The organism is Pedobacter sp. BMA (assembly GCF_001027745.1).
In the GTDB taxonomy this organism is placed as follows: domain Bacteria; phylum Bacteroidota; class Bacteroidia; order Sphingobacteriales; family Sphingobacteriaceae; genus Pedobacter.
This window is the reverse complement of record NZ_LECU01000001.1, coordinates 342,311-367,226: the sequence shown is the minus strand read 5'-3', so window position 1 is coordinate 367,226 and position 24,916 is coordinate 342,311. Positions and strand designations below refer to the sequence as shown.

General features: G+C 40.9%; 19 protein-coding genes. 14 read left to right on the top strand and 5 right to left on the bottom strand.

Annotated elements, in window-relative coordinates; translation table 11 throughout:
• Nucleotides 1-11: 11 nt before the first annotated feature.
• The 3 genes from AB669_RS01475 to AB669_RS01465 all read right to left on the bottom strand — a co-directional run bounded on the left by AB669_RS01475 (nt 12) and on the right by AB669_RS01465 (nt 4,667).
• Complete coding sequence (locus AB669_RS01475; protein ID WP_053058204.1) at nt 12-3,242, bottom strand: TonB-dependent receptor; 3,231 nt, start codon at nt 3,240-3,242, stop codon at nt 12-14.
• Nucleotides 3,243-3,664: 422 nt separating this feature from the next.
• Nucleotides 3,665-4,249, bottom strand: a complete 585-nt coding sequence (locus AB669_RS01470) for a DUF1543 domain-containing protein (RefSeq protein ID WP_047797492.1) — start codon at nt 4,247-4,249, stop codon at nt 3,665-3,667.
• Nucleotides 4,242-4,667, bottom strand: coding sequence for a DUF1810 domain-containing protein (locus AB669_RS01465; RefSeq protein WP_047797491.1), 426 nt, complete (start codon nt 4,665-4,667; stop codon nt 4,242-4,244). The genes AB669_RS01470 and AB669_RS01465 overlap by 8 nt, the downstream gene beginning before the upstream one ends.
• A gap of 177 nt (nt 4,668-4,844) precedes the next feature.
• Between AB669_RS01465 and AB669_RS01460 the strand changes: the two genes are divergently transcribed.
• Together AB669_RS01460 and AB669_RS01455 are read left to right on the top strand one after the other, a co-directional pair.
• Nucleotides 4,845-6,566 (top strand): FAD/NAD(P)-binding protein, encoded by a 1,722-nt coding sequence (locus AB669_RS01460; RefSeq protein ID WP_047797490.1) that lies wholly within the window; start codon nt 4,845-4,847, stop codon nt 6,564-6,566.
• Nucleotides 6,567-6,753: 187 nt separating this feature from the next.
• On the top strand, nt 6,754-7,068 hold the full coding sequence (locus tag AB669_RS01455; RefSeq protein WP_047797489.1) for a hypothetical protein: 315 nt from the start codon (nt 6,754-6,756) through the stop codon (nt 7,066-7,068).
• Here the strand turns inward: AB669_RS01455 and AB669_RS01450 are convergent.
• Together AB669_RS01450 and AB669_RS01445 are read right to left on the bottom strand one after the other, a co-directional pair.
• On the bottom strand, nt 7,065-8,288 hold the full coding sequence (locus AB669_RS01450; protein ID WP_047797488.1) for a metallophosphoesterase: 1,224 nt from the start codon (nt 8,286-8,288) through the stop codon (nt 7,065-7,067). The genes AB669_RS01455 and AB669_RS01450 overlap by 4 nt on opposite strands.
• Nucleotides 8,289-8,383: 95 nt before the next feature.
• A complete protein-coding gene (locus tag AB669_RS01445) occupies nt 8,384-10,081 on the bottom strand; it encodes an ATP-binding protein (protein WP_197082301.1) in 1,698 nt (565 codons plus the stop codon).
• A gap of 206 nt (nt 10,082-10,287) precedes the next feature.
• Here AB669_RS01445 and AB669_RS01440 point away from each other — a divergent pair, with 206 nt between their 5' ends.
• The 12 genes from AB669_RS01440 (at nt 10,288) to AB669_RS01385 (ending at nt 24,831) form a co-directional block, all read left to right on the top strand.
• Nucleotides 10,288-10,734: an Rrf2 family transcriptional regulator gene (locus tag AB669_RS01440; RefSeq protein WP_047797486.1), complete on the top strand. Its 447-nt coding sequence runs from the start codon at nt 10,288-10,290 to the stop codon at nt 10,732-10,734.
• Nucleotides 10,735-10,979: 245 nt separating this feature from the next.
• Nucleotides 10,980-13,070, top strand: a complete 2,091-nt coding sequence (locus AB669_RS01435) for a HEPN domain-containing protein (protein ID WP_047797485.1) — start codon at nt 10,980-10,982, stop codon at nt 13,068-13,070.
• Nucleotides 13,071-13,117: 47 nt separating this feature from the next.
• Nucleotides 13,118-13,888 (top strand): uroporphyrinogen-III C-methyltransferase, encoded by a 771-nt coding sequence (gene cobA, locus AB669_RS01430; protein ID WP_047797484.1) that lies wholly within the window; start codon nt 13,118-13,120, stop codon nt 13,886-13,888.
• On the top strand, nt 13,872-15,383 hold the full coding sequence (locus AB669_RS01425) for a TSUP family transporter (protein WP_047797483.1): 1,512 nt from the start codon (nt 13,872-13,874) through the stop codon (nt 15,381-15,383). The genes cobA (AB669_RS01430) and AB669_RS01425 overlap by 17 nt, the downstream gene beginning before the upstream one ends.
• Nucleotides 15,384-15,385: 2 nt before the next feature.
• Nucleotides 15,386-16,090, top strand: a complete 705-nt coding sequence (locus AB669_RS01420; RefSeq protein ID WP_047797482.1) for a phosphoadenylyl-sulfate reductase — start codon at nt 15,386-15,388, stop codon at nt 16,088-16,090.
• 119 nt (nt 16,091-16,209) lie between these two features.
• Nucleotides 16,210-17,115 (top strand): sulfate adenylyltransferase subunit CysD, encoded by a 906-nt coding sequence (gene cysD, locus AB669_RS01415; RefSeq protein WP_047797481.1) that lies wholly within the window; start codon nt 16,210-16,212, stop codon nt 17,113-17,115.
• A gap of 72 nt (nt 17,116-17,187) precedes the next feature.
• A complete protein-coding gene (locus tag AB669_RS01410; RefSeq protein WP_047797480.1) occupies nt 17,188-18,438 on the top strand; it encodes a sulfate adenylyltransferase subunit 1 in 1,251 nt (416 codons plus the stop codon).
• 210 nt (nt 18,439-18,648) lie between these two features.
• On the top strand, nt 18,649-19,113 hold the full coding sequence (locus AB669_RS01405) for a hypothetical protein (protein ID WP_047797707.1): 465 nt from the start codon (nt 18,649-18,651) through the stop codon (nt 19,111-19,113).
• A gap of 124 nt (nt 19,114-19,237) precedes the next feature.
• Entirely contained in the window at nt 19,238-20,032 is a 795-nt protein-coding gene (gene cobA, locus AB669_RS01400; RefSeq protein WP_047797706.1) for a uroporphyrinogen-III C-methyltransferase, read from the top strand.
• Between the two features lie 189 nt (nt 20,033-20,221).
• Nucleotides 20,222-21,634 carry a glycogen synthase gene (locus AB669_RS01395; protein WP_047797479.1) on the top strand — a complete coding sequence of 471 codons (1,413 nt, stop codon included), beginning with the start codon at nt 20,222-20,224 and terminating at the stop codon, nt 21,632-21,634.
• An 8-nt stretch (nt 21,635-21,642) separates the two neighbouring features.
• A complete protein-coding gene (locus tag AB669_RS01390) occupies nt 21,643-22,911 on the top strand; it encodes a glucose-1-phosphate adenylyltransferase (RefSeq protein WP_047797478.1) in 1,269 nt (422 codons plus the stop codon).
• Between the two features lie 135 nt (nt 22,912-23,046).
• Complete coding sequence (locus tag AB669_RS01385; protein ID WP_047797477.1) at nt 23,047-24,831, top strand: glycoside hydrolase family 15 protein; 1,785 nt, start codon at nt 23,047-23,049, stop codon at nt 24,829-24,831.
• Nucleotides 24,832-24,916 lie beyond the last annotated feature (85 nt).

Genomic DNA, 24,916 nt, shown 5'->3' with positions numbered 1-24,916 from the left:
GTTATCTGTTATTAGAAGCTGGCGTTAACACCAAATACAAAACCTCTGTTGAAAGTTGAACCACCCAAATCCGGATCAATCCAACTGATTTTAGAATAAATTAAGCCCGGATTAATTGCCTGTGCATATATTCTCAATCTGGATAGTGTTAATTTTTTAGCAATATTATCAGCAAAATTGTAGCCTAACGAGATGTTTCTGATTTTGATGAAGGAAGCATCCTGATAGTTTAAAGCATTTACATATTGATCTCCCCCGGCACTTGCGTAATTTGGAGCTGGATAGGAATTCGTTGGATTTGTTGGCGTCCAGTAATCTACCACACGCTGTGCGAAACGACCCTGTAATGCTTCTGCACCAGTTGCGATCATATAATTGAAGCGTGATACAATAAATATGGAAAGGTCGAAACTCTTGTACCCAAATGTATTGGTGATACCTCCTGTGATGCCAGGATTATAATGGCCTAAAATTTTACGGTCATTGTTTGCATCTATCTTGTAATCACCGTTTAAATCAGCAACTCTGACACTGCCTGGGCTAAACCAACTGGTTTTACTGGCAATATTAGCATTGAATTTAGCCATTTCAGCTCTGTCTTCTGGTGTATCCTGCCAGATCCCAACTTTCTCATAATCGTAAGCTACTCCAACTCTTTGCCCGATGAATAAGTTGTTTGAAACAATGTCGCCGTTGTCAAGCTTAACGATCTGATCTTTACTAAGGGAAAGATTCAGTGTAGATTCCCATGTAAAATCTTTAGTCCGGACATTTGTTGAGCTTACCGTTAAGTCGATCCCCTTATTTTTAGTGGAACCCACATTATCGTATGCCGTTGTGTATCCGTTTACAGACGGGATTTTTTTCAGTAAAATCAAATCTGTGGTTTTAGACTTATAAACGTCTAATGATCCACTGATTCTTCCTTTTAAGATATCAAAATCTAATCCAAGATTATATTGAAGTGTTTTTTCCCAACTCAGCGTTTTATTCGGTAAGGGAATAGGACTGGCTAAAGAAGCATCAGAAGATACGTAACCTGTTTGCGCCGAACTTCCAAAAGTGTAAGTTAAGGGCTGTAATAATCCTAGTGTACTTCCTATATTAACAGAAGAGTTACCGGTACTACCAACTCCAAGTCGTAATTTTAACTGATTAATCCATTTGATATCTTTAATGAAATCTTCCTGCTCTATACGCCATGCTAATGCAGCTGAAGGGAAGAAATCCCATTTATTACCTTCAGCCAATTGTGATGCACCATCCCAACGTGCGGACGCCGTTAAAAGGTATCTGTTGTTGAAACTATAATTTATCCTCGCCATGTAAGAAACCAGGGTCGATTTACTTAAGTTGCTGTCAAATCCGTCTAAAGCAGTAACATTTGCTGAGTTCAATCCATACCACAGTGCACCTGGTAAAGATATTTTACTCCCAGTTAATGATGATGATTCATCTCTGTTTAACGATGAGCTTTGTAATAAGGTTGCTCCAAAATTATGTTTGCCAATAGTTTTATCATAATAAATCAGATGATCTAGTGTATAAGCAAATTTGCTACTTTGATTTAACTGGGCATAGTTATTGGTTGAACCCGGAACGCCAGCGTCACGGTTAACAGATTTAGCATCCTGGTATCTGCCATTATAATAGTTGGAAAAATCTGGACCAAAATTAATACGGTATTTCAGACCTTTCATTAAACTCACTTCAGCGTAGATGGATCCTAAAGTACGCAATGATTTACGAAGATTAATATTGTAATCAGCCTCCAGAATTGGGTTCTGGATATTAATATCACCACCTGGCAAGTTGATTCTGTTTCCATTTGCATCGTAAGGTATGGCGAGCGGTAGCATACTTCGGGTGGCGCTGTATATATCTGCTGCACCTGTAGCACTGGCAGCCTGAAAACCATAATTTTGTAAGCCATAGGTAGCTGTAATATTCGCTCCCATTTTAAACCATTTGACCGGGTTAATTTCTATACTTACCTTACTGCTGTATCGCTCGAAATCCTGACCAAGTTGTGTTCCTTTCTGGTTAAGATAACCAAATGAGCCGTAAGCTTTGATTTTATCTGTACCTCCACTTAAACTCAATATATGATCCTGAGTAACTCCGGTACGGGTTACCAGATCTGTCCAATTAGTTGTTGGAACCAGACTCCCATCAAAAACGCCATTCACCCAACCTTGATCCAAATTGGTAAGCATGTTTGCATCCTGTTTAAATATTTCCCTGTCAGCTGCCTGCGTTGCTACAGTAGGATAATTGTAGATTGGCGTTGTTGTAGTTCCGTTAATGGAATTCAAATAGGCAGTTCTGCGGTAAGCATCCCGACGGAATTCGATATATTGTCCCGAATTCATCATATCGATTCGATCATTTAATGTTTCTACGGTCGCAGTACCTACGTAATCCATAGTCAACCTTCCAGCCTTACCTTTCTTGGTGGTCACTAAAACTACACCGTTTGCACCACGGGATCCATAAACAGCAGTTGCAGAGGCATCTTTTAAAATGTCAATATTCTCAATGTCGTTTGGATTAATCGCGTCGATACCGCCAAACTGCAATGGAATTCCATCAACCACATATAATGGCGAATTGCTGGCATTGATTGATCTGACCCCACGAATCAGAATACTTCCTAATTGGCCCGGGCGCTCATTCGAGGTAACATCGACCCCTGCAGCTTTACCCTGAATGGCTTGTAGCGCATTGGCTACCGGCCTGGATCTGATCTCTTCCGCCCCAACGCTTACCACCGATCCGGTTAAATCACTTTTTTTAACGGCATTGTATCCCACAATAACAATCTCATCCAGATCGTTAGTGGTACTTTTCAATTGTACGGTAAGTGTTGTTTTGCCATTTACCGGCACTTCAAGCGTTCCATAACCTACGTAAGAAAACACCAGAATGGGGTTCGCTGTTCCGGTTGGTACCGTAATTGAGAATGCACCATTGGCATCTGTTGTGGCAACAGCCGAAGTTCCTTTAACTTTCAGCACCACCCCAACAAGGGTCTCACCTTTTTCGTCGGTCACTTTTCCTTTAATCACATCCGCAAAACGGATGGGAGCCATGGCCGGCGCATGATGGGTATGAATCGTATCAGCCGATACCTTTTGAGAAGCCACTGCAACAGAAAGGACGGACATACTGAAAATAACCAGCTTTTTCCCATGATAACGGGTCACTCGCTGATTAAAAAATGGAGGTAAATTAAAATGCATAAGCTTTAATTTTTAAATATTTGGTTTTGTTTATTATGATGTCTTGCGACATGATAAGCAATAGCAATTCCTTAAAATGCCTTTGAACAGGAATAAGTACTTTCCATATTCATGGTGCAGAAGGAGATTTTGAGTATTAGCGGAGGGCTTAATTAGAATGCAGAGGATAGGGACAAATATTGCTGATCTATCAGGTGCGTGTAATGGTTATAGATGACATTGAAACTGATTTTGATATATACCTGGTTAAATATTACACGAGGTTAAGGCTTTTATTTTGCTATTCCATCCTGTTCTATCCTGTTTTTGAAATTGGATGAAATAAATCGAAATTGAAAACGGAATCATTCGAAGCCGGGGAGGCTCGGTTTATGGAGTTTGAAGGTTGATTTTGAGTGCGTTAAAATAGGTTTCCTGACTTGCTACAATTTGTCCAGTTTAAAATAACCCAAATGAATTTCATCTTCAGGCAGGTCATTCTGTTGATTATAGTCAATCTCTATTTCATACCTGGCTTTCATTTCAGCACTCAACACATCTTCGATCTTATAAATATCATCTACATCGATACCGTATTTCTCATCGACATGGGCATTAGCCCCCTTAATGGAATTGGTCTTGAAAAAGACTGATTTTTTAGCTTCCTGAACGGCCTGTGCGCGGTCATCATGAACTGAAAGTACGATGTAGTGCTGCTCGGCCAATATGTTCGACTGATACCCACCCAGGTTGATGAAGAACAGTTTCTTTAGAGAAGGATGAGTGTTTTCGTTTTTTTCTCTCACCCTGATCACGTAATTACCTACCTTATTTACTTCCCGCCAGCCGTCTACATGGATACTGTTTCCGGCCTCTGGCCAAAAAGATTTAATTTCCTTAACAAGATCTTTCAAAGCATAAGCAATACCAAAAAAATAATCGTGCTGCTCTACATTGCGCTGGGGTGCTTTTGATCCCAGTAGCAGCATGAAAAGTTTAGGTGTTTGTTTTAGTTCCGGGTTAATCATTCTGAATTATCTTTAAGGTTTGAGGATCTTGCTGACCGTTGAAAAATTTGTTTAAAACAGACTGAAATACTGGCGATGCGTCAGGAAGACTCGAAAAAAGTGTCATGCAGGATTTTAACTTCATATCATCCGGTGAACCAAAGATTTGGAGTGCATTTGTTTCATCAAGTTCAAGCAGTACCTGAGAAATTTCCAATAGGCGTTTTCCCACAACAGGGTGACTAATATATTCCTTCGCTTCGTTTATGTTCTTGATGGCATAAAATTTAGAAGTTTCGCTGAAGCCTAATCCGCCTATCTGAGGGAAAATATACCACATCCAATGGCTTCTTTTTTTTCCTTTTTTAATTTCGCTTAAAGCCCGCTCATAATCTGTCGCCTGTGCCGAAATAAATCGGTCAAGTGTTCTTTCTACCATCGTTTTGTCAATCTAAAAAGATTTAACAAGTGATACCGCATTTGGTTTACAAAAATTTACCAGCACATTTTTATGGCATGATAAAACAATTTGGTTTTTTATGGATTATAGGTGGATAAATGCGATGAAATGGCGGAACATCAAAACATCGTGATAGCAAAAACCAGGTAGAACCTTATGGGCAAATTAACATCTAAGAAACGAATAGCAATAATCGGCGGTGGACCGAGCGGTCTGTTTATGTATAAACGTTTGGTTGAATCGGGACAAACAGATATTGAAATTGAAATCTTCGAAAGAAAAGGATTTTTAGGTGCAGGGATGCCCTATAGTGAAGAGGGGGCGAATGTTGAACACATCACCAATGTTTCAGACAATGAAATTCCTGGCATTTATAATTCTATTGAAGATTGGGTGAAGGTTGCGCCTCAGGCTGTACTGGATAAGTTCCAAATCAATTCAGCAAACTTTAATGAATATAAGGTACTTCCGCGCCTGTTTTTCGGCGAGTATCTTAAAGCACAATTTGGCTTGTTAAAAGCAGCTGCAGATCATAAAGGCATCGTGACCAGGGTACATCTGAATAGTTTAGTCAACGATCTGATCGATCGACCTGAGCGCCAAATGGTGAGTGTGGTTACTGCGCAAACTGGTTCATCCGATTTCGATTATGTGATGATCTGTTCGGGGCACAACTGGCCACAAAAATTTGAAGGTAAAATTGACGGTTATTTTGATTCGCCATATCCGCCAAAAAAACTATTGGTGAAAATTAACCATCCTGTAGCGTTGATGGGATCATCACTTACAGCAATTGATGCGGTGAGGACGCTTGCAAAATTAAACGGAAACTTTGAAGATGGGGAGGATGGTAAGCTGGTTTTTACCCTTAATGAAGACAGCAAAGATTTTAAATTAATTCTGCATTCGCGTAATGGTTTACTCCCTGCTGTTCGGTTTCACTTAAAGGATTCCCATCTGGGTAAAAATGAGACAATATCTCAGCAGGAATTTAAGCGGAATATACAAGAAAATGGTGGGTTCGTTGATCTGGATTATGTGTTTGAGAAGAACTTTAAAGCTTCTTTCATTAAAAATGATCCCGCATTCCACAAGATAATAAAAGATATGAACCTGGAGGAATTTGTGGATGCCATGATGAATATGCGCGAATCCATGGAGCCTTTTGATCTGTTTAAAAAAGAATATGAAGAAGCTGAAAGATCGATAGCGCGTAAGGAATCTATTTATTGGAAAGAAGCGCTGGCGATACTTAGTTTTGCCATGAATTATCCGGCTAAATACCTGTCGGCCGAAGATATGGAACGCCTGCAGCATGTGCTGATGCCGTTGATTTCCATTGTAATTGCCTTTGTGCCGCAGAGTTCGTGCAGGGTATTAATGGCCTTGCACGAAGCGGGCGTGCTGGAGATTGTTACCGTTGGAAAAGACAGTGAGGTTGAGCCAGTTGAATCGGGGGGTATTGTATATCACTATACTGATAGTAAGGGTGAAAAGCTGGCTATACCTTTCAAAACTTTCGTAAACTGTGTAGGCCAGCCCCATCTTTCATTTGAAGATTTTCCTTTTAAAAGTTTAATTGATCAGGGTGTGGTAAGTCCGGCAAAATTAAAGTTTAAGTCGGATGAGCATGCGAAAAATGCAATTGATGATGGAAATGAGCTCGTACAAGAAGAAAACGGAACGTATTTCCTCAAAGTTCCGGGAATAACAATTAACGACAACTTCAATGTAATTAATATCAACGGCGAGGCAAATGCCAGGATTTACATCATGGCCGTTCCTTACATCGGAGGCTACAATCCCGACTATTCGGGTATTGATTTTTGCGAATCCGCTTCAGAAGCCGTTGTTAAAAGTTTGTTTAGTACTACGTAAGGGGAATTTACTCAAACGTTTGCGCTTTGATTTCAGGATTTGCTATGTGTATTCGTTTTATACTCTCATGATTAATGAAGCATAACCCAAATAAACAAAGCCATTGGGCAAACGTTTGCGCTGCTTCAGTTACCGGAGATGAGGAGGCGAATGAATACCTTGCACATCTTATCCCCCGTGTATTCAGATGTCGCTCAGCAATAGTAATCATAAACCCGGTGATCGTGTGATCAATCCACTTAATGTATCTGAAATAAATCCGATTATTTTTTATTCAGGTAAGGAAGATGAACTGATGGTTGAGCTTGTTGGAGTGAAGGTAGGAGAGTTAATAATTAAATCGTTATCTACTGATGTGTTGTTGGTGAAAGCGTTGAAAATAGCAGACGAAGACATCTGCCTTGCCTGGAAGCAAACTGAAATGGGATTAAGGATAACGCTACCTGAACTTGTTACAGGGGAAGCGGAAAGAAAAAAGTGCCGGTTGATCATCAGGTTTTAAATTTTCTTTTTCAGCTCAATCACAGTGACTTCAGGCCATATTCCTATGCGTCCGGAAAAACCCAGGAATCCAAAGCCCCGGTTCACATTGAGATACCTGCCGTTTTCTGACTTGACCCCTGCCCAATGCTTGTATCTGTATTTAACCGGACTCCACTTGATGCCAAAGGCTTCAATTCCAAACTGCATGCCATGAGTATGGCCAGCCAGACTCAATTGAATTTTTGAGGGGTAATTTTTAACCTGTGCATCCCAGTGAGAGGGATCGTGTGAAAGCAGAATTTTAAAGTCGTTTTGTGCAGTTCCCTGCAAGGCCTTATTCAGGTCGCCTCGTTCGCCAAATCCTATTCCCCAGTTTTCGATACCGGCAAGGATGATTTTTTCACCGTTTTTATGTAATTCTACATGTTCGTCCAGCAAAAGTTTGAAACCCAGTTCCTGGTGGTAAGCTTTTAATTGGTTGAGGTTCTTAATTTTTTCGGCTTCACCAGGCCACTTCACATAATCTCCGTAATCGTGATTTCCAAGAACGGAAAATTGCCCGTAAGGTGCTTTGATTTGGGAAAAATGCCCGATGTACGGAACAATCTCATTGGACATGTTATTCACCAGGTCGCCAGTGAATACAAATAAGTCACTTTTTTGTGCATTGATCAGGTCAATTCCTTTTTGAACGGCCTTAGGGTTGGTAAAACTCCCTGCATGTACATCAGAGATCTGCGTTAATGTAAAACCGTCAAACTGTTCTGGTAAATCATCGAAATATAAAGTATGCCTGATTACCCGGTAGGCATATTTTCCTTTTGTAATACCATAAGCAAATAGTATAATAGTTAAACAAAACATGACAAACGCAAAGCCTATCCAATCATTACTTCTGTTCAGGGTATGATAACCTCCTGCTTCGAATTGGGTGGGTACAGATAACAGTACCCGGTAAATATCGCCAATGAGTAAAAATACAGCAAAGATGAGTTCGGAAACGAATACAATTAAAAATGCATGTGCAACTACCTGAAAAAGTTTCGTTACACCTTTACGCTGAACCGTACCGATCGCGTATATGAGTAGTAAGGTTAAGCCCGAAATGATTATCCAAAGTGAGGTTTTAAGCCAGATACTTTTATAAATTACACCTAGTCCTGAAATGAAATAGGCATTAAGACTGAAAAATAAAATTGCAATAACTAAAATAGGGAGCAGGCTGAATTTTCTTCTCATTATAAAAAATTGTTAGCAGAATAGGTAAAATTAGGATTTAAAGGTTAATAAGCCCTGATTACTTGAACGAACGCATTACTTTTACAATGATTTGATTAAGCTGAAACACCTGTTTTCGTCCATTTAATCATCACTGTTCTCAGGTCGTTTAGGGTGAATGGCTTGGGGAGGAAATCTTTCATGCCGGCGTTCATGCAGGCCTCTCTATCTATCTGCATGGCATTTGCAGTACAGCCAATGATGATTGGGGGCAGCACCTGCTGAGATTTGTAGAACTTTAATATTTCAATAGTGGCCGATATGCCGTCCATTTTTGGCATCTGCATATCCATTAATATGATGTTGAAATATTCCGCTTTAGCCTTGATCAGCGCTTCCTCGCCGTCGCTGGCAACACTATACCGGTATCCGGATTTTTCCAGCATTTTTGAGGTAATGATCTGATTAAAAACGTTATCTTCAGCAATCAGGATGTGCATACCTGCAATAGGATAATGGAGGGTGCTGGCCTTAAAGTCGCGGCTTTTAATAAGTGAATGGGCATAATACGATGCGGCGGGTAGTGAGAATGTAAATGCGGATCCTGCCCCGGGCTGGCTTTTTGCCGAAATTTTTCCACCCATCATTTCCGCCAGTTTTCTGCAGATCACCAAACCCAGGCCCGCACCACCGAACTTTCGTGTTGTAGATGGATTAATCTGAGAAAAAGGGAGAAAGAGTTTTTCCATGTCTTCTTCATCAATACCAATTCCTGTATCTTCCAATACAGATACCAACGTTTGTACCTCGTTAATCATAATATACTGAACGCTCAGTTTGGCATAACCTAATTCGGTAAATTTAACCGCATTCCCTAGCAAATTAATCATAATCTGCTTGAATCTGATTTCATCGGAGATAATGATTTCAGGTACGCTGTTGTCAATTTCGATAACCAGCTGCAGGTTTTTTCTGGTAAATAAGGGTTTTACGATGTTCTCCGTATCAATAAGGCATTTGCGGATTTCAAAGGGATGGTTATGAATCTCCATTTTATTCGCCTCAATCCGGGATATATCAAGCAAATCATTCACAATATCTGTCATGATACTATTGCTGGCCTGAAGCGTATTGAGTAATTCTGCTTGTTCCTGATTAAGTTTAGTGAGCTTGAGCAATTCTGAAGCACCAATAATTCCATTAAGCGGCGTCCTGATTTCGTGGCTCACATTAGCCAGGAAGTTGGATTTTGCCATGGTGGCTTCCTCTGCTGCTTCTTTTGCCAGAATCAGTTCCTGCTGGGAGCTTTCCAGGTGATGTTTGCTTTTTAGCAGTAAGATTCGCTCATAGTCGAGCACCCGTCTGTAAGCAATCAGCATAAAAATCATCATGAATGAGATGTTTAAAAAAGCAAAGATCAAATCCAGGTTTCTGGCCTTTTCAGTTTCATATGGAGTAACCAACGATGGGATGAGCTGCTCCAACAGAATACATAAACCGGCAGTGGAAATGAAAAGAAATATAAACCACCATCTGAATTTTTTAGAAAGTGAAAGTACTGCTACGCTCAAGTAGAATATCAGGAAAACAGGCGTTGAACCCCACGAACCTCCGTTAAGGAACCAGGCCGGAAACATGGTAAGGCAATTGAAAATAAAAAAACAGAAACGCCAGTTTTCTGATACGCGATCTTTCAGGGAATAATAGTAGAAGATAACGTAAACAGCGATAAAAAATAAAATGGATGCGTTGTTGATCCAGGCTAATCCTATAATAAGATTTAATACGATACTGAATGCAGAAACGATAATCATGCACAAACAGAGCAGTGCAAATAATTTGGATTCAATGCTGATTTTGCGGTTCCTTATGTTTAATAATCTGACACTTTGAAGCATTGAAAAGATATTTTTGATAAATATATAGAATAAAGACAAATTTTATTTGAGTATCCGTATGGGCATGCCCTCGTTGAGATTAGTTTTATATATGGCTTACTTTTATTAGCTTTGTACGATATATGCTATCCAAAAAGACAAAATACGCCATTAAAGCGCTTGTTGCGCTTGGAAAAAATGTAGAAAAACCACCGATGCAAATCTCCAAGATTGCTGAGGAGGAGCATATCCCCAAAAAGTTTCTCGAACAAATCCTTCTTGATTTGCGTAACGCAGGCTTTTTATACAGTAAAAAAGGTGCTGGTGGTGGTTACAGCTTAAACAAAAAACCTGAAGATATACTTTTGGTTCAGGTGATGCGTGTAACCGACGGACCTATTGCCATGGTTCCATGTGCCAGCTTGAATTTCTACCACAAGTGTGATGAATGTGAGGATGAGAAAACCTGCGGTATCCGAAGCGCTTTTATTGATGTAAGAGATGCAACGTTGAAAGTATTAAGTGAAACCAGTGTTGCAGATGTAATCGGTCGCGAACATTCGCTGAAGCTGGGTATCGATATCCTATAAAAACTTCCTCTTTGTCACTTCAACATAATGGTTAGTAATTTTTTTCATAAAAAACTACGACTATTTCTATATACTTTATATATTTGGAGCATGAACTTCAAATTTACATACAATCAAAACCATATGTTCTCCATGCGCTGTTGTTGCGAAACAAAGTAAGAGGGGTATTAAATGATTTGATGTAAACATTTGAATGCTTCTCAGTAACCGGAGAAGCATTTTTTGAATAAAAGCTAACAACACATATGCAAAGTTTCAGAACAGAACTCGAAAATCCTATTGTCGAGCAGGACATTATTGATTTAGAGAATAAGATTAAAGCTTTTCGTGATGGAACTATCCACGACGAAAAGTTTAGAAGTTTACGATTGGCCCGTGGCGTTTATGGTCAGAGGCAGCCGGGCGTGCAGATGATTCGCATAAAATTACCTTTCGGAAAGGTGACTTTTAAGCAGTTATTGCGTATTGCAGATATTGCCGATGAATATGGCAGTGGGAATTTGCACCTCACTACCCGTCAGGATATTCAGTTGCATTATGTGAGTTTGGATAGAACGCCTGAGTTATGGGCCAAGCTGGAACAAGATGATATAACTTTACGGGAAGCTTGCGGAAATACAGTACGTAATGTTACGGCATCTCCCAACTCGGGAATTGATAAGGATGAACCTTTCGATGTTTCACCTTATGCCCATGCGGTATTTAAATATTTCCTGCGTAATCCGATTTGTCAGGAAATGGGTAGAAAGATTAAAATTTCTTTCTCTTCAAGCGATAAGGACACTGCATTCAGCTACATACATGATCTAGGTTTTATTCCCAAAATCAATGAGAATGGTGAACGCGGTTTTAAAGTGCTTTTCGCAGGTGGATTGGGTGCACAGCCTTTTTTAGCAAGTGCAGTTCATGACTTTTTACATGAAGATCAGTTGATTCCTTTTACTGAATCGGTTCTCCGTGTATTCGACCGTTATGGTGAACGTTCAAACAGAAATAAGGCCCGCCTGAAATATCTGGTGCAAAAACTTGGATTAGAAGAGGTATTAAGACTGGTTGCCGAGGAGCGTACTGCTAACAAGGTTAAAACTTTTACAATCGACAGAGACACGGTACCTCAACCTGCCTCGCCGGTTGATCAGGAGTATGCAGCAGTGGAGATTTTAAATGAAGCACACTACAAACACTGGTCGGCCACAAATGTAGTAGAACAAAAGCAGGAAGGCTTCTTCGCTGTGTATGTTAAAGTCCAGGTTGGGGATATTAAAACGGATAAAGCACGTGCCTTTGTGGAAGCCATCAGGCCATACGTGGCTGATGAAATCAGGATTACGCAGAATCAGGGATTGCTTTTGAAATTTGTACGCAAGGAAGCTTTGCCTTCGCTTTATTCAGCGCTGAATAAAATTGGCTTTACTACGGCAGGTTTCGATAGTCTGGCAGATATTACGACTTGCCCTGGTACGGATACCTGTAACCTGGGGATCTCCAATTCAATGACCCTTGCCGAGGTGCTGGAAGAGGTGATCTATACGGATTTTCCGGAGTTTATCTACGAGAAAGATATCAAAATCAAAATCAGTGGGTGTATGAACTCCTGCGGTCAGCACGGCCTGGCCGAGATCGGTTTTCATGGCAGTTCACTTAAAGCAGAAGGTAAAGTAGTTCCTGCAGTTCAGGTGATGCTGGGCGGCGGAACGGTTGGAAACGGTGTTGGCCGTGTAGCAGAACGTGTGATCAAAGTGCCTTCTAAAAGAGCTACCAGTGTGCTACACTACATCTTGAACGATTTTAAAGCCAGTAATGAGGAAGGTGAAAACTTTCACCAGTATTACGATAGGAAAGGTAAAGATCATTTTTACCAGTTGTTAAAACCACTGGCAGATTTAACTTCGTTAAAGCAGGAAGAATTTGTAGACTGGGGCCATGTGGAGCAGTTTGTCACAGCAATTGGCGTTGGCGAATGTGCCGGCGTAGTGATTGATTTAGTGGCAACCCTGCTTTTGGAAGCTGATGAGAAATTTGGATGGGCAAAGCAGAACCTGGATAAAGGAGCGTATGCTGATGCGATTTACCATACGTATGCAACCTTTGTAAGTGCTGCCAAATCGTTATTATTAGATAAAGGCGTAAACAGCAGTACTCAGGTTGGCGTAATCAGAGAATTTGATAATCACTATGTAGAAACAGATGAATTCAGTTTGCCGACTAATTTCTCAGACCTGGTGCTTCAGATTAATAAAAATGAACCGGGCGCCGAATTTGCGAAAAGTTATTTTGCTCAGGCAGAAGCATTTTTAGCGCAGATTAAAGAGAAGAGGTCAGTATTAGTAAAGTGAGGTTTGAGAAAGTTGACATCGAAACCCCACAACCAAAATTTAAAATTATGATTAACCACAATAAAGAATCAAAAATAACCCTTTTAGGAGCTGGTCCCGGCGATCCGGATTTGCTGACACTGAAAGGTGTTAAGGCTTTACAAGCGGCTGATGTGGTGTTGTATGATGCTTTAACTAATGAAGCCTTATTGCAGCATGCCCCGGCGGAAGCCATAAAAGTATATGTTGGTAAACGTTCGGGAGAACATTCCTATCCACAGGAAACCATCAATAAATTAATGATCGATTATGCCCTAAACTACGGCCATGTGGTGCGTTTGAAGGGTGGCGATCCCTTTGTTTTTGGCAGGGGCTACGAGGAGCTGGATTATGCTGCATCATATAGTATTCCTGTCGATGTGATACCCGGTATATCAAGTTCTATTGGTGTTCCCGGGTTGCAGCAGATTCCCGTAACACACCGAGGGTTGAGCGAAAGCTTTTGGGTAATTACGGGAACCACCACTTCGGGAGAAGTTTCGGCAGATATTTACCAGGCGGCCGAATCGAATGCTACGGTACTGATATTAATGGGCCTGAAAAAGCTTTCTAAAATTGTTGAAATATTCAAGGCTGCCGGAAGACATCAGCTTCCTGCTGCAGTAGTGCAGAATGGTTCCTCGGAAGATGAGAAGCTGGTAGTAGGTGTTGTGGAAACCATAGAGGAACTTGTTCAGCTTGAAAACCTGAAAGCCCCGGCGCTGTTGATTTTTGGCGAGGTTGTTTCCTTACATCCATCATTTAAAAAACTTGTAAAACAGTATGCAAATATTGCCTAACCAACCCGATAATGAAACCTTCCTGCATGAAGATGAGAAAGGAAATCAGCTTTTTCCGGTTTTTGTAAAGCTGAACAAGCTGCGTACATTATTAATTGGTGCAGGAAATATAGGGCTGGAAAAGTTAACAGCTATTGTTAACAACAGCCACCATGCTAAAATTACCATTGTTGCAGAAATCGTTTCACCCGAGGTATACGCTTTAATCGCAAATTATCCTCAGATTAAAGTGAAGCAGAAAAGTTTTGATGTTTCTGATCTGGAGAACATTGATATCGTTTTTGCCGCAACGAACAACAATATTTTAAATGAAGAGATCAGGGTAGTTACCCATGAAAAGGGACTGCTGATTAATGTGGCCGATAAACCCGATTTATGTGATTTCTATCTGGGGTCTATCGTTCAGAAAGGTGATCTGAAAATCGCCATCTCTACCAATGGGAAATCGCCGACCATCGCAAAGCGTTTAAAACAGATTTTGAATGAGGGTTTACCGCCAGAGCTGGATGAAACCTTACAAAATATGAGTGCTTTGCGCCAGACTTTAAATGGTGATTTTTCGGCGAAGGTTAAAAAGCTCAATAAGGTTACCCAAAGTTTAATTAACCCCAGGAAAAGCTTTGCGGAAAGAAATATTAAATGGCTGATCTGGCTTGCTGCGATTTTGTTGATTGGCGCAATTGGAGTGTCGCTTTGGAACACAGAACCAGAATTCCAGTCGTTTTTGATTCACATCGATCCTTTGTTTTACTGGTTCCTGGGGGCTGGTTTTGTCTTTGCCCTAATCGATGGAGCCATAGGGATGTCGTACGGTGTAACTACAGCATCTTTTTCACTGGCAATGGGACTGCCACCAGCATCGGCGAGTATGGCAATCCACATCTCAGAGGTGATGAGCAATGGTATTGCCGGTTGGATGCACTACCGAATGGGGAATATAAACTGGAAATTGTTTAAAATTTTAATTCTTCCGGCCATTATTGGTGCTGTTTTAGGTGCATACATCTTATCATCTTTAGAGCATTACAGTGCATACGTAAAGCCTGTTGTAGCTGTATATACCTTGTTTTTAGGCGGAATCATCCTGATGAAAGCTTTTAATATCAAAAGAAAAAAAGCGGATGAGAAAATTAAAAGGATAGGGGTGCTGGGCTTTTTTGGTGGTTTTATAGATGCTGCTTTTGGAGGTGGCTGGGGATCTATCGTTTTATCCAGCTTAATTGCCGGAGGACGCCATCCGTTATTTTCCCTTGGAACTGTAAAAATCAGCAGGTTTTTTATTGCAACCCTGAGCTCACTTACATTCTTTACCATGCTGGGTGGAAAACATTGGGAAGCCGTATTGGGATTAATTATCGGTAGTGCTGTCGCATCTCCGATTGCAGCGCGGGTTTCTAACAAAATTTCAGCAAAAACAATTATGGTGGCAGTTGGAATTATCGTAATGATTGTAAGTTTGCGTAGCGTAGTGATGTTTATTTTAAAATTAATATAGTGATGAGTGTAGAGGGCCTAAAACAAGAATTATCAGGTTTAAATACAATAGAGAAGTTGAAGTTTCTGGCAGATAAATTTGCCGGCAAAATTATATTTTCCACTAGTTTTGGCTGGGAAGACCAGGCCATTACCCATCTGATTTTTGCGCATAACATTCCAATTAAGGTTTTTACGCTGGAAACAGGCAGGTTATTCCCTGAAACTTATTATGTGTGGAACAGAACGCTGGAAGTCTACAATAAACCCATTCATGCATACTACCCGCAAAACGAGTTGTTGCAGGACATGGTCAATACCAAAGGTCCGAATAGCTTTTACGAATCGGTTGAAAACAGAAAGGAATGTTGTTACATCCGGAAAATTGAGCCGCTTAAAAGGGCGCTTAAAGGTAATGAAATATGGGTAACGGGGATTAGAGCTGAGCAGAGCGCTAACCGCGAAGACATGCACGACCTGGAATGGGATGAAGGTAATAACTTAGTTAAATTTCATCCGATTTTCGACTGGACACTGGATGACGTAAAAACCTATATTAAAGAAAACAATATTGTGTACAATACATTGCACGATAAAGGTTTTCCAAGCATAGGATGTGCCCCTTGTACCAGGGCCGTACAGCCGGGCGAAGATTTCAGAGCGGGCAGATGGTGGTGGGAAGACCAAAGTAAAAAAGAATGTGGATTGCATGCTACTGAAAAGGCTTAAGCCTGTTTGCCGGCAATCATAAAGAAAAAGACAACAACAACAAATGATATCATAATTGAAGAGTAGAAAAAGAATTTATCGTTTACTTTTCCGAAATTCAATCAATCAAAACTTACTAAATGAGTACATATAATTTTGATTACTTAGATGAACTAGAGGCCGAAGCCATTCACATCCTGCGTGAGGTTGCCGGCCAGTTTGAGAAACCTGCCTTATTGTTTTCCGGAGGAAAAGACTCAATTACCTTAGTTCGCTTGGCAGAAAAAGCTTTCCGTCCAGGAAAATTTCCTTTTCCTCTAGTGCACATTGATACGGGTCATAACTTTCAGGAAACGATAGATTACCGTGATAAGATGATTCAAAGAATCGGCGAAAGGTTAATTGTCGGTTCAGTTCAGGAATCTATCGACCAGGGTAAAGTTGTGGAGCAGAAGGGTAAAAATGCCAGTCGAAATGCCTTGCAAACGGTTACTTTATTGGATACCATTGCGAAATATGAATTCGATGCCTGCATTGGCGGAGCACGCCGCGATGAGGAAAAAGCACGGGCGAAAGAACGTATTTTTTCTGTGCGCGATGAATTCGGTCAGTGGGATCCGAAACGCCAGCGTCCTGAACTCTGGAATATCTATAATGGTAAAATTCATAAGGGTGAAAACGTTCGGGTGTTCCCAATCAGTAACTGGACAGAGTTAGATGTGTGGAATTATATCCGACGGGAAAAGATTGAATTGCCAAGTATTTACTTTTCACATGAACGGGAAGTGATTACCCGAAATGGACAGCTCATGGCTGCCTCTCCATTCCTGAATATGGACGAAGAAGATTTCATTTTTCGCAAGCAGGTTCGTTTCCGTACCGTTGGAGATATGTCGTGCACCGCAGCAGTAGAATCAGAAGCAACGCTGATTGATGACATCATCGATGAAATCAGCGCTTCCAAAATTTCTGAACGCGGGGCACGTCTGGATGATAAGGTTTCGGAAGCTGCAATGGAAGACAGGAAAAAGGGCGGATATTTTTAGTCTCGAGTCCGGAGTCTTGAGTCCGGAGTTATTCAAAATTTAATCCCTCATTCATTCAATCATTTTATTAACATGAACATTCTAAAATTTTTCACAGCAGGCAGCGTAGATGATGGTAAAAGTACCTTAATAGGCCGTTTGTTATATGATACCGATTCCATTTTAGCTGATCAGTTGGAAGCTTTACAAAGCTCTAACCGTAAGAACGACGATGGAACAATTGATTTAGCTATTTTAACTGATGGCTTAAGGGCGGAGCGCGAGCAAGGCATTACCATTGATGTTGCTTATAAATACTTTCAGACCGATAAACGCAAATTCATTATCGCAGATACCCCGGGGCATATTCAATATACCCGAAATATGGTTACCGGTGCATCGACAGCCAATCTGGCCATTATTCTGATTGATGCCAGAAATGGCGTGGTGGAGCAAACCATTCGTCACTCCTATATAGTTTCTTTACTGGGTATTAAGCACGTAGTTGTTGCGATCAATAAAATGGATATGGTAGACTATAGCGCAGAAGTTTACAATACCATCATAGATAAATACAAAGTGTTGGCCCAACAGCTTAACCTTGCTGATGTCAACTACATTCCGGTAAGTGCTTTAAAGGGCGATAACATTGTTCAGAATTCCGATCGGATGGATTGGTATAGTGGAGAAAGCCTGTTGCACTTTTTAGAAAAAGTGGATACGGATAATCTGGATAAATCTCAGTTGGCGCGTATGCCTGTTCAATGGGTAATTCGCCCTCAAACAGAAGCATTGCACGATTATCGGGGTTATGCGGGAAGGGTACTCAGTGGTACATTCAAATTAAATGATAAGGTGACCATATTGCCTTCGGGTGCAAGTTCAACGATAGAAAAAATTGAGTTTTTTGATCTAACCCCTGTGGCGGCACATGCCGGTCAGTCAGTTACCCTCCACCTTAAAGATGATGTGGATATCAGCCGTGGCGACACAATTGTAAATGCATCTGCTTTACCTCAGGAGTCGAAATTAATTGAAGCGGATTTATGCTGGATGGATACACGTGCACTGGATACATCCATCATGTACCTCATTCAGCATAACAGCAAGGTAACTAAATGCAAAATCAGTGAAATCCTGCACAAAGTTGACATCAATACACTTGAAAAACATCAGGCAGATGAATTCAAACTGAACGATATCGGCCGCGTAATTGTTAAAACGGCTGATGCTTTGGCCTTTGATCTGTACGACGATAACCGGGCGAATGGTTCAGCCGTTTTGATAGATAGCCGAACAAACTTAACGGTAGGCGCTTTGATGTTCAGAGCAGCGGTAGAGTAGGGTTAGATGTAAAATCCGGGGGTGACAAACTAAGAAAACTACGACCAAATATAATTAGGAAAGCTTTTAGTAAATCTTTAAGCGAAAGCAATTTCAGCGGGGTACCGGTAACGGAGCCCCGTTTTTCGTATAGGAGATTTATTTATGGAAAAATCAGGAACCTTTCATCATCATCTTAAATTGATAATACAAACCAACATGATTCGAGTTATGAAAAAGAACATCCTGTTTTCGGCCCTTGCCGCTGTCCCGTTTATTTTTGCCTGCAACTCCAGTGAACAAAAAGCTGCTTCAACCAGGAAAGATTCGGTGATTAATCAAACCTGTTATGCCGCAGCTTTCGAAAAAGACAGCGCTGCAATGATTGTCAGAACAATGGCGTCAGGGAAAATTGAAGGCTCCTTGCTGGTCAAATACGCAGAAAAACCTCAGAATAACGGCAAGATTACCGGCAAGTTAAGTGGCGATACCTTATTGGTCGATTATCGCTTTAACACGGGTAACGATACGACAAAGGCTTTTACCAATCCCCTTGCATTCTTAAAGAAAGATGGTAATCTGATCATGGGAGTAGGTCAGATTGAAACGACGCTCGGCCGTTCTTACTTCGTCAAAGGGAAAGAAATCAATTACGAAGCAGGTAAATTTATCTTTCAGGAAGTGCCATGTAAGTAGCTTTGAGGGTATTTGTCACCAGTTTTATGCTTTAATAAATTATTTTAAAATAAATTACTACCTTTTCGATAGACTTTGTATATTTGTAATGTTAATAAAGTTATCACGAGCTAATATTTCTGTTATGATTTTAAGTAAAGTAGAGAAAGCGAACATTGAACCAAAAATTACACTAATAGGTGCGGGCCCTGGTGACCCTGATTTGTTTAGTTTGAAAGGTGTAAAAGCATTAAAAACAGCTGATGTTGTTTTATATGATGCGAATGTGAACGAAGCTTTACTGTGTCACGCTCCAGACGGTATTCCAAAAATCTTCGTCGGTAAACGCAGTGATGATGAAGGGTTCTCTCAGGACGCGGTAAATAAACTGGTGATTGATTATGCTTTGAACTACGGACATGTGGTTCGTTTAAAAAGTGGCGATCCGTTTTTCTTTGCCAAAGGTTATGAGGAAATAGATGCTGCCGAATCGTATAGTATTCCAACAGAGATCATCCCTGGAATTTCAAGTGCTACCGGCGCACCAAGCTTACAAAAGATTCCTATGATTTACAAAGACCTTAGCGAAAGCTTTTGGGCCGTAACCGGAACGAACGCTAAAGGTGATATTTCAGAAGATTTATACATCGCTGCAAAAACCAAAGCTACAATTGTAGTTTTAAACGGAATTGAAAAGGTAAAAGAAATAGCTGCTATTTTCCAGGCTGAAAATAAGCACCTTTTACCCGTGGCTGTGATTGAAAATGGCTCAACCCCACAAGAAAAAATTGCCGTAGGCATTGTTGACACTATCGCCGAGCTTGTAGAAGATAAAAAAATCAGTGCACCTGCACTGCTGGTATTCGGAGATGTAGTTTCGTTGCATCCTCAGTTTCAGCCCATCAGAGATTTTTACGAAACCCTGGCCGAAGAATACTAAAGGTAAATTACTCATATTTGTTTTGTTGTTAAAAACCGCTGGCGAAAGCTTAGCGGTTTTTTTGTTTACTAACTGGATGTTTTCAGAGCCTTTCAGATGCAATATCTGCTCCTTGAAAATTAATTTTAGATAATTTCTAAATCAGAAAACAATTGCTAACTTAACAGGGTTATCTACACCAAATATTTAATGGAAATTATACATATAAGCGCCGAGTGTTACCCTGTTGCGAAAGTTGGCGGATTAGCTGACGTAGTAGGGGCCTTACCAAAATATCAAAATAAAACAGGCCACATTGCCAAGGTGGTGGTACCCGCCTACGAAACTAAATTTGTACGCGAAAGCGAATTTGAAGTGGCTTACGATGCGTGGTCAAATTACGGAAATCATCACTTTTCTTACCGCGTGTTAAAAGAAAAGACCAATAAGCTTGGTTTCGATTTATATGTGGTGCATATACAGGGATTAACCGACCGCCCAAATGTTTATGGTTACGCCGATGATACAGAACGCTTTGTAGCTTTTCAGATTGCTACGTTAGATTGGATCGCCCAATGGGAGCATCGTCCGGACATCATTCATTGCCATGATCATCATACGGGTTTAATACCCTTCATGGTGTCAAATTGTTTGAAATACCAGAATATCAGTAAAGTGCCTACCATTTTAACCATCCACAATGCCCAGTATCAGGGACAGTTTGGCTGGGAGAAATTGTATTACCTGCCGGCTTTCGATTTATGGAAAGGTGGCTTGCTGGGGTGGGACGACGCCATTAATCCATTAGCCTCCGCGATTAAATGTGCATGGAGGGTAACAACCGTTTCGCCTAGCTATCTTGAAGAGATGATGAACAATGCACGCGGACTGGAAACTCTCCTTCGTCAGGAACGTTGGAAATCAGTAGGGATCTTAAACGGAATCGATAGTGAAGTATGGAATCCGGAAACCGACCCGATGATAGGCAAAAGTTACAATTTAAAAACGGTTGAAGCAGGAAAAGAGGCAAACAAAAGGGCTCTTTGCGATGTTTTTCAATTAGACGCTTCCAAACCGCTGTTTACTTTTATTGGCAGGCTGGTGGATGAAAAAGGTGCTGATTTGCTTCCTGATATATTTTATAGCGCCTTACAACAACATGGGGATAATATTAATGTATTGGTATTAGGCTCCGGCGAAAACTGGGTAGAGGGTAGGTTAAATCAGTTGAAAGATATATTTGGAGGAAGATACAATGTTTATATCGGGTATAATGAGCAGGTTTCTCATGAGATGTATGCAGGAGCTGACTTCCTTTTAATGCCATCAAGGGTTGAACCTTGCGGGCTTAACCAACTTTATGCCCTCCGATATGGAACGGTTCCAATTGTACGGAGAGTAGGGGGGTTAAAGGATACGGTAATTGATGTTGGCGATGGCGGTTTCGGCCTTTGCCATGATCAAACCAGCGTTTGGGATGTAACGCAATCCATAAACCGTGCTGTTGATTTATACAACAATAAAAAAGCATTTAAAGCTGTGCGAAAGACCATGATGAAGATTGACCATTCATGGGATAGGGCAGCAACCAATTATATAGATTTATACCAAATATTAAAATAAGCTTAAACATGACTGACAAAGTTTTAGGCGTTATCCTTGGCGGTGGCCAGGGCTCTAGATTATCGCCACTAACACAAACACGTTCTAAACCGGCAGTTCCAATTGCAGGTAAGTACCGTTTGGTAGACATTCCGATTTCGAATTGCCTTAACTCGGGAATCCACCGTATGTTTGTGTTAACACAGTTTAATTCGGCATCCCTAAATAAACACATTAAAAACACCTATCACTTTAGCCATTTCAGTACGGCTTTTGTAGATATTCTCGCGGCTGAGCAAACCGTTCAGAATTCGGGTTGGTTTCAGGGAACCGCTGATGCTGTGCGTCAGTGTATGCACCATATTGTATCTCATGAGTTTGACTACATCTTAATCCTTTCAGGTGATCAGTTGTATCAAATGGATTTCAAGGACATGATTGAAAAGCACATTGAGGCGAATGCAGAAATAACCATTGCCACGATTCCGGTAACCGCGAAAGATGCCACTGATTTCGGTATATTGAAAGCAGACGAGGAAAACATGATCACTTCTTTCATCGAAAAACCCAAAACAGGTCTCGAAGACTGGGTTTCTGATACAGGTGAAGAAATGCAGGGCGAAGGAAGAAACTTTCTTGCTTCAATGGGAATCTATGTATTCAACCGAGAATACCTCATCAATATCCTGAATGAAAATGTTGAAGAAAAGGATTTTGGCAAAGAAATTCTCCCAAGGGCCATTACTGAAAGCCGGGTGCTTAGCTATCAGTATGAAGGTTACTGGACTGATATCGGTAATATTTCATCTTTCTTTGAAGCCAATCTTGGCTTAACAGATGAGATTCCTAAATTTAATATGTTCGATAGCAATCATACTATTTTTACAAGAGCAAGGATGCTGCCACCTTCAAAAATCTCAGGTACAACACTTGAGAAAGCAATCATCGCTGAAGGGTGTATTATTCAGGCCAGTAAAGTAGAGCATGCTGTACTGGGCATCAGGGCGCGCATAGGCCGTGATACAGTGATCACTAACGCTTACATCATGGGTAGCGATCGTTATCAGACACTAGAGGAAATACAAAGCGAAACCAATAAAGGAAATTCCCTGATCGGTATAGGCGACAGGTGTTACATAAACAACGCCATCATCGATAAGAATTGCCGCATTGGAAACGATGTTAAAATAAACGGCGGACCGCATCTTGAAGACGGAGATCATGAGCTCTATGCAGTAAAAGATGGAATTGTTGTGGTTAAAAAAGGTGCCGTTTTGCCTAGCGGAACAGTCATATAAAATCATCATTATCATTAACTAAGCCAGTTTGAATTCGTTCACTCTGGCTTTTTTTGTTTCTTTTAGCCGATAAAGCCCATTTACTTCCAACATTTTCGCCATAATCTTGTTAATCAATAAACACAAAATGAGCTTATGGCAGAACAACACCTTTATGAAACAGGAATAATAGGTAACTGTGCTTTTCTGGCACATGTAAATAAAAATACAGATATCTCATGGCTATGCTGGCCACGCTTCGATAGTCCTTTCGTTTTTGGAAGCTTACTTGATAAAAATAAGGGAGGCGAGTTTACCATTCTACCCCAGGGCGAGTTTTCGTCGACACAATATTATATTGAGAATACGAACGTCTTAAGAACAGAAATTACGGCCGAAGACGGGCGCTATCGCATTACCGATTTTGCCCCACGCTTTAGATTGTACGACAGGTATTTCAAACCCCTGATGTTCATCAGAAAAATTGAGCCATTAGAAGGGAATCCACGTATCACCATAAAGTGCCAGCCGGTATGTGACTACGGAAAGGGTAAAATGCGATCAAGCAGAGGGAGTAACCATATCGATTATCTGGGTTGCGATGAGAATATCAGACTAAGTTCGAATGTATCACTCACCTATATTATAGATGAAAAGGCTTTTGTATTGAATGAGACGAAATACCTGATCATGACGTACGGCCAGAATTTCGAAGCACCGATCATCAGCACTGCAGAAAACTTCCTTCGCGATACTGTTTCTTACTGGCGTTTGTGGATTAAACATTCCTCAATAGCGGGGTTTTACCAGCCCTTTGTTATCCGCTCTGCGCTGGTTTTAAAAATTCACCAGTATGAAGATACAGGGGCAATCATTGCAGCGAGTACCACAAGTTTGCCAGAATCACCCGGAAGTACCAGAAATTGGGATTACCGTTATTGCTGGCTGCGTGATTCTCATTATGTATTGACTTCCTTAAATCATATCGGCCATTTCGAGGAAATGGAGAAATACTTTAATTACCTTTCTGATATATCGCATGCTGAAGATACCCGTTACCAGCCGCTTTACGGAATTGCAGGAGAACGGGAGATCACGGAAACCACATTAGACCATTTGGAAGGCTATAGGGGTGAACAACCCATTCGCATTGGTAACCAGGCTTACGAACATATCCAGAATGATATATACGGACAGGTATTAATTTCCATGCTGCCTTTATATACCGATCATCGCTTCGTATTTTCTGAGCGTAGCGATTCCATAAAGTGGATTGAAAGTGTACTTTCTAAAATTGAAAGGACGATCGATGAGAAGGATGCCGGTATCTGGGAGTTTAGAAACATTGCAAACGTGCACTGTTACAGCAACCTGTTTCAGTGGGCTGGTGCTCAGGCTGCATTGAAAATGGCCAAAACTATCGGCAGCAAAAATTTTGAAGACAGGGCACAGGTGCTTATTGATAAAGCGGCTGCGCATATTGAAGCTTGCTACGATCCGATCAGGAAAGTATACACCAATGCAGTGGGGAGCCCGCATTTAGATGCCAGTACCCTTCAGCTAATCATGATGAATTACCTTGATCCGGCATCAGAGCGGGCTAAAGACCATTTAATTGCACTCGAGAAGGAACTTAAAACAGAGGACGGATTATTTTACCGCTACCTGCATGCTGATGATTTTGGCAAACCGAAAACAACCTTTTTAATCTGTGCATTCTGGTATGTGGAGGCTTTGGCTTGTGTAGGCAGAACGGATGAAGCCATTAAAGAGTTCGAAAACATCATTAAATACTGCAATCATTTATTGCTTTTTAGTGAAGATGTCGACGCGAAGACCGGTAGTCAGTGGGGTAATTTTCCGCAGGCTTACAGCCATGTTGGTTTAATGAATGCAGCTTACCGCATTGCAATAAAACTCGACAGGCCAATATTTCTATAAAAAAAAATATCCCGCAGTTCAAGGTGATGATGCTTTTACTTTTGCATCAACAGCTTAAGCTGCGGGATTTCTTGTGCTATAGGGC

Bases quoted from the DNA above. Each gene is read 5' to 3' on its own strand.
- AB669_RS01395 (WP_047797479.1), top strand. From the start codon at position 20,222: ATGGAAATTATACATATAAGCGCCGAGTGTTACCCTGTTGCGAAAGTT.
- AB669_RS01445 (WP_197082301.1), bottom strand. From the start codon at position 10,081: ATGATTATCGTTTCTGCATTCAGTATCGTATTAAATCTTATTATAGGA.
- cysD (WP_047797481.1), top strand. From the start codon at position 16,210: ATGAGTACATATAATTTTGATTACTTAGATGAACTAGAGGCCGAAGCC.
- AB669_RS01390 (WP_047797478.1), top strand. From the start codon at position 21,643: ATGACTGACAAAGTTTTAGGCGTTATCCTTGGCGGTGGCCAGGGCTCT.
- cobA (WP_047797484.1), top strand. From the start codon at position 13,118: ATGATTAACCACAATAAAGAATCAAAAATAACCCTTTTAGGAGCTGGT.
- AB669_RS01425 (WP_047797483.1), top strand. From the start codon at position 13,872: ATGCAAATATTGCCTAACCAACCCGATAATGAAACCTTCCTGCATGAA.
- AB669_RS01405 (WP_047797707.1), top strand. From the start codon at position 18,649: ATGAAAAAGAACATCCTGTTTTCGGCCCTTGCCGCTGTCCCGTTTATT.
- AB669_RS01440 (WP_047797486.1), top strand. From the start codon at position 10,288: ATGCTATCCAAAAAGACAAAATACGCCATTAAAGCGCTTGTTGCGCTT.
- AB669_RS01465 (WP_047797491.1), bottom strand. From the start codon at position 4,667: ATGGTAGAAAGAACACTTGACCGATTTATTTCGGCACAGGCGACAGAT.
- AB669_RS01420 (WP_047797482.1), top strand. From the start codon at position 15,386: ATGAGTGTAGAGGGCCTAAAACAAGAATTATCAGGTTTAAATACAATA.
- AB669_RS01410 (WP_047797480.1), top strand. From the start codon at position 17,188: ATGAACATTCTAAAATTTTTCACAGCAGGCAGCGTAGATGATGGTAAA.
- AB669_RS01435 (WP_047797485.1), top strand. From the start codon at position 10,980: ATGCAAAGTTTCAGAACAGAACTCGAAAATCCTATTGTCGAGCAGGAC.
- AB669_RS01385 (WP_047797477.1), top strand. From the start codon at position 23,047: ATGGCAGAACAACACCTTTATGAAACAGGAATAATAGGTAACTGTGCT.
- cobA (WP_047797706.1), top strand. From the start codon at position 19,238: ATGATTTTAAGTAAAGTAGAGAAAGCGAACATTGAACCAAAAATTACA.
- AB669_RS01450 (WP_047797488.1), bottom strand. From the start codon at position 8,288: ATGAGAAGAAAATTCAGCCTGCTCCCTATTTTAGTTATTGCAATTTTA.
- AB669_RS01475 (WP_053058204.1), bottom strand. From the start codon at position 3,242: ATGCATTTTAATTTACCTCCATTTTTTAATCAGCGAGTGACCCGTTAT.
- AB669_RS01470 (WP_047797492.1), bottom strand. From the start codon at position 4,249: ATGATTAACCCGGAACTAAAACAAACACCTAAACTTTTCATGCTGCTA.
- AB669_RS01460 (WP_047797490.1), top strand. From the start codon at position 4,845: ATGGGCAAATTAACATCTAAGAAACGAATAGCAATAATCGGCGGTGGA.
- AB669_RS01455 (WP_047797489.1), top strand. From the start codon at position 6,754: ATGTCGCTCAGCAATAGTAATCATAAACCCGGTGATCGTGTGATCAAT.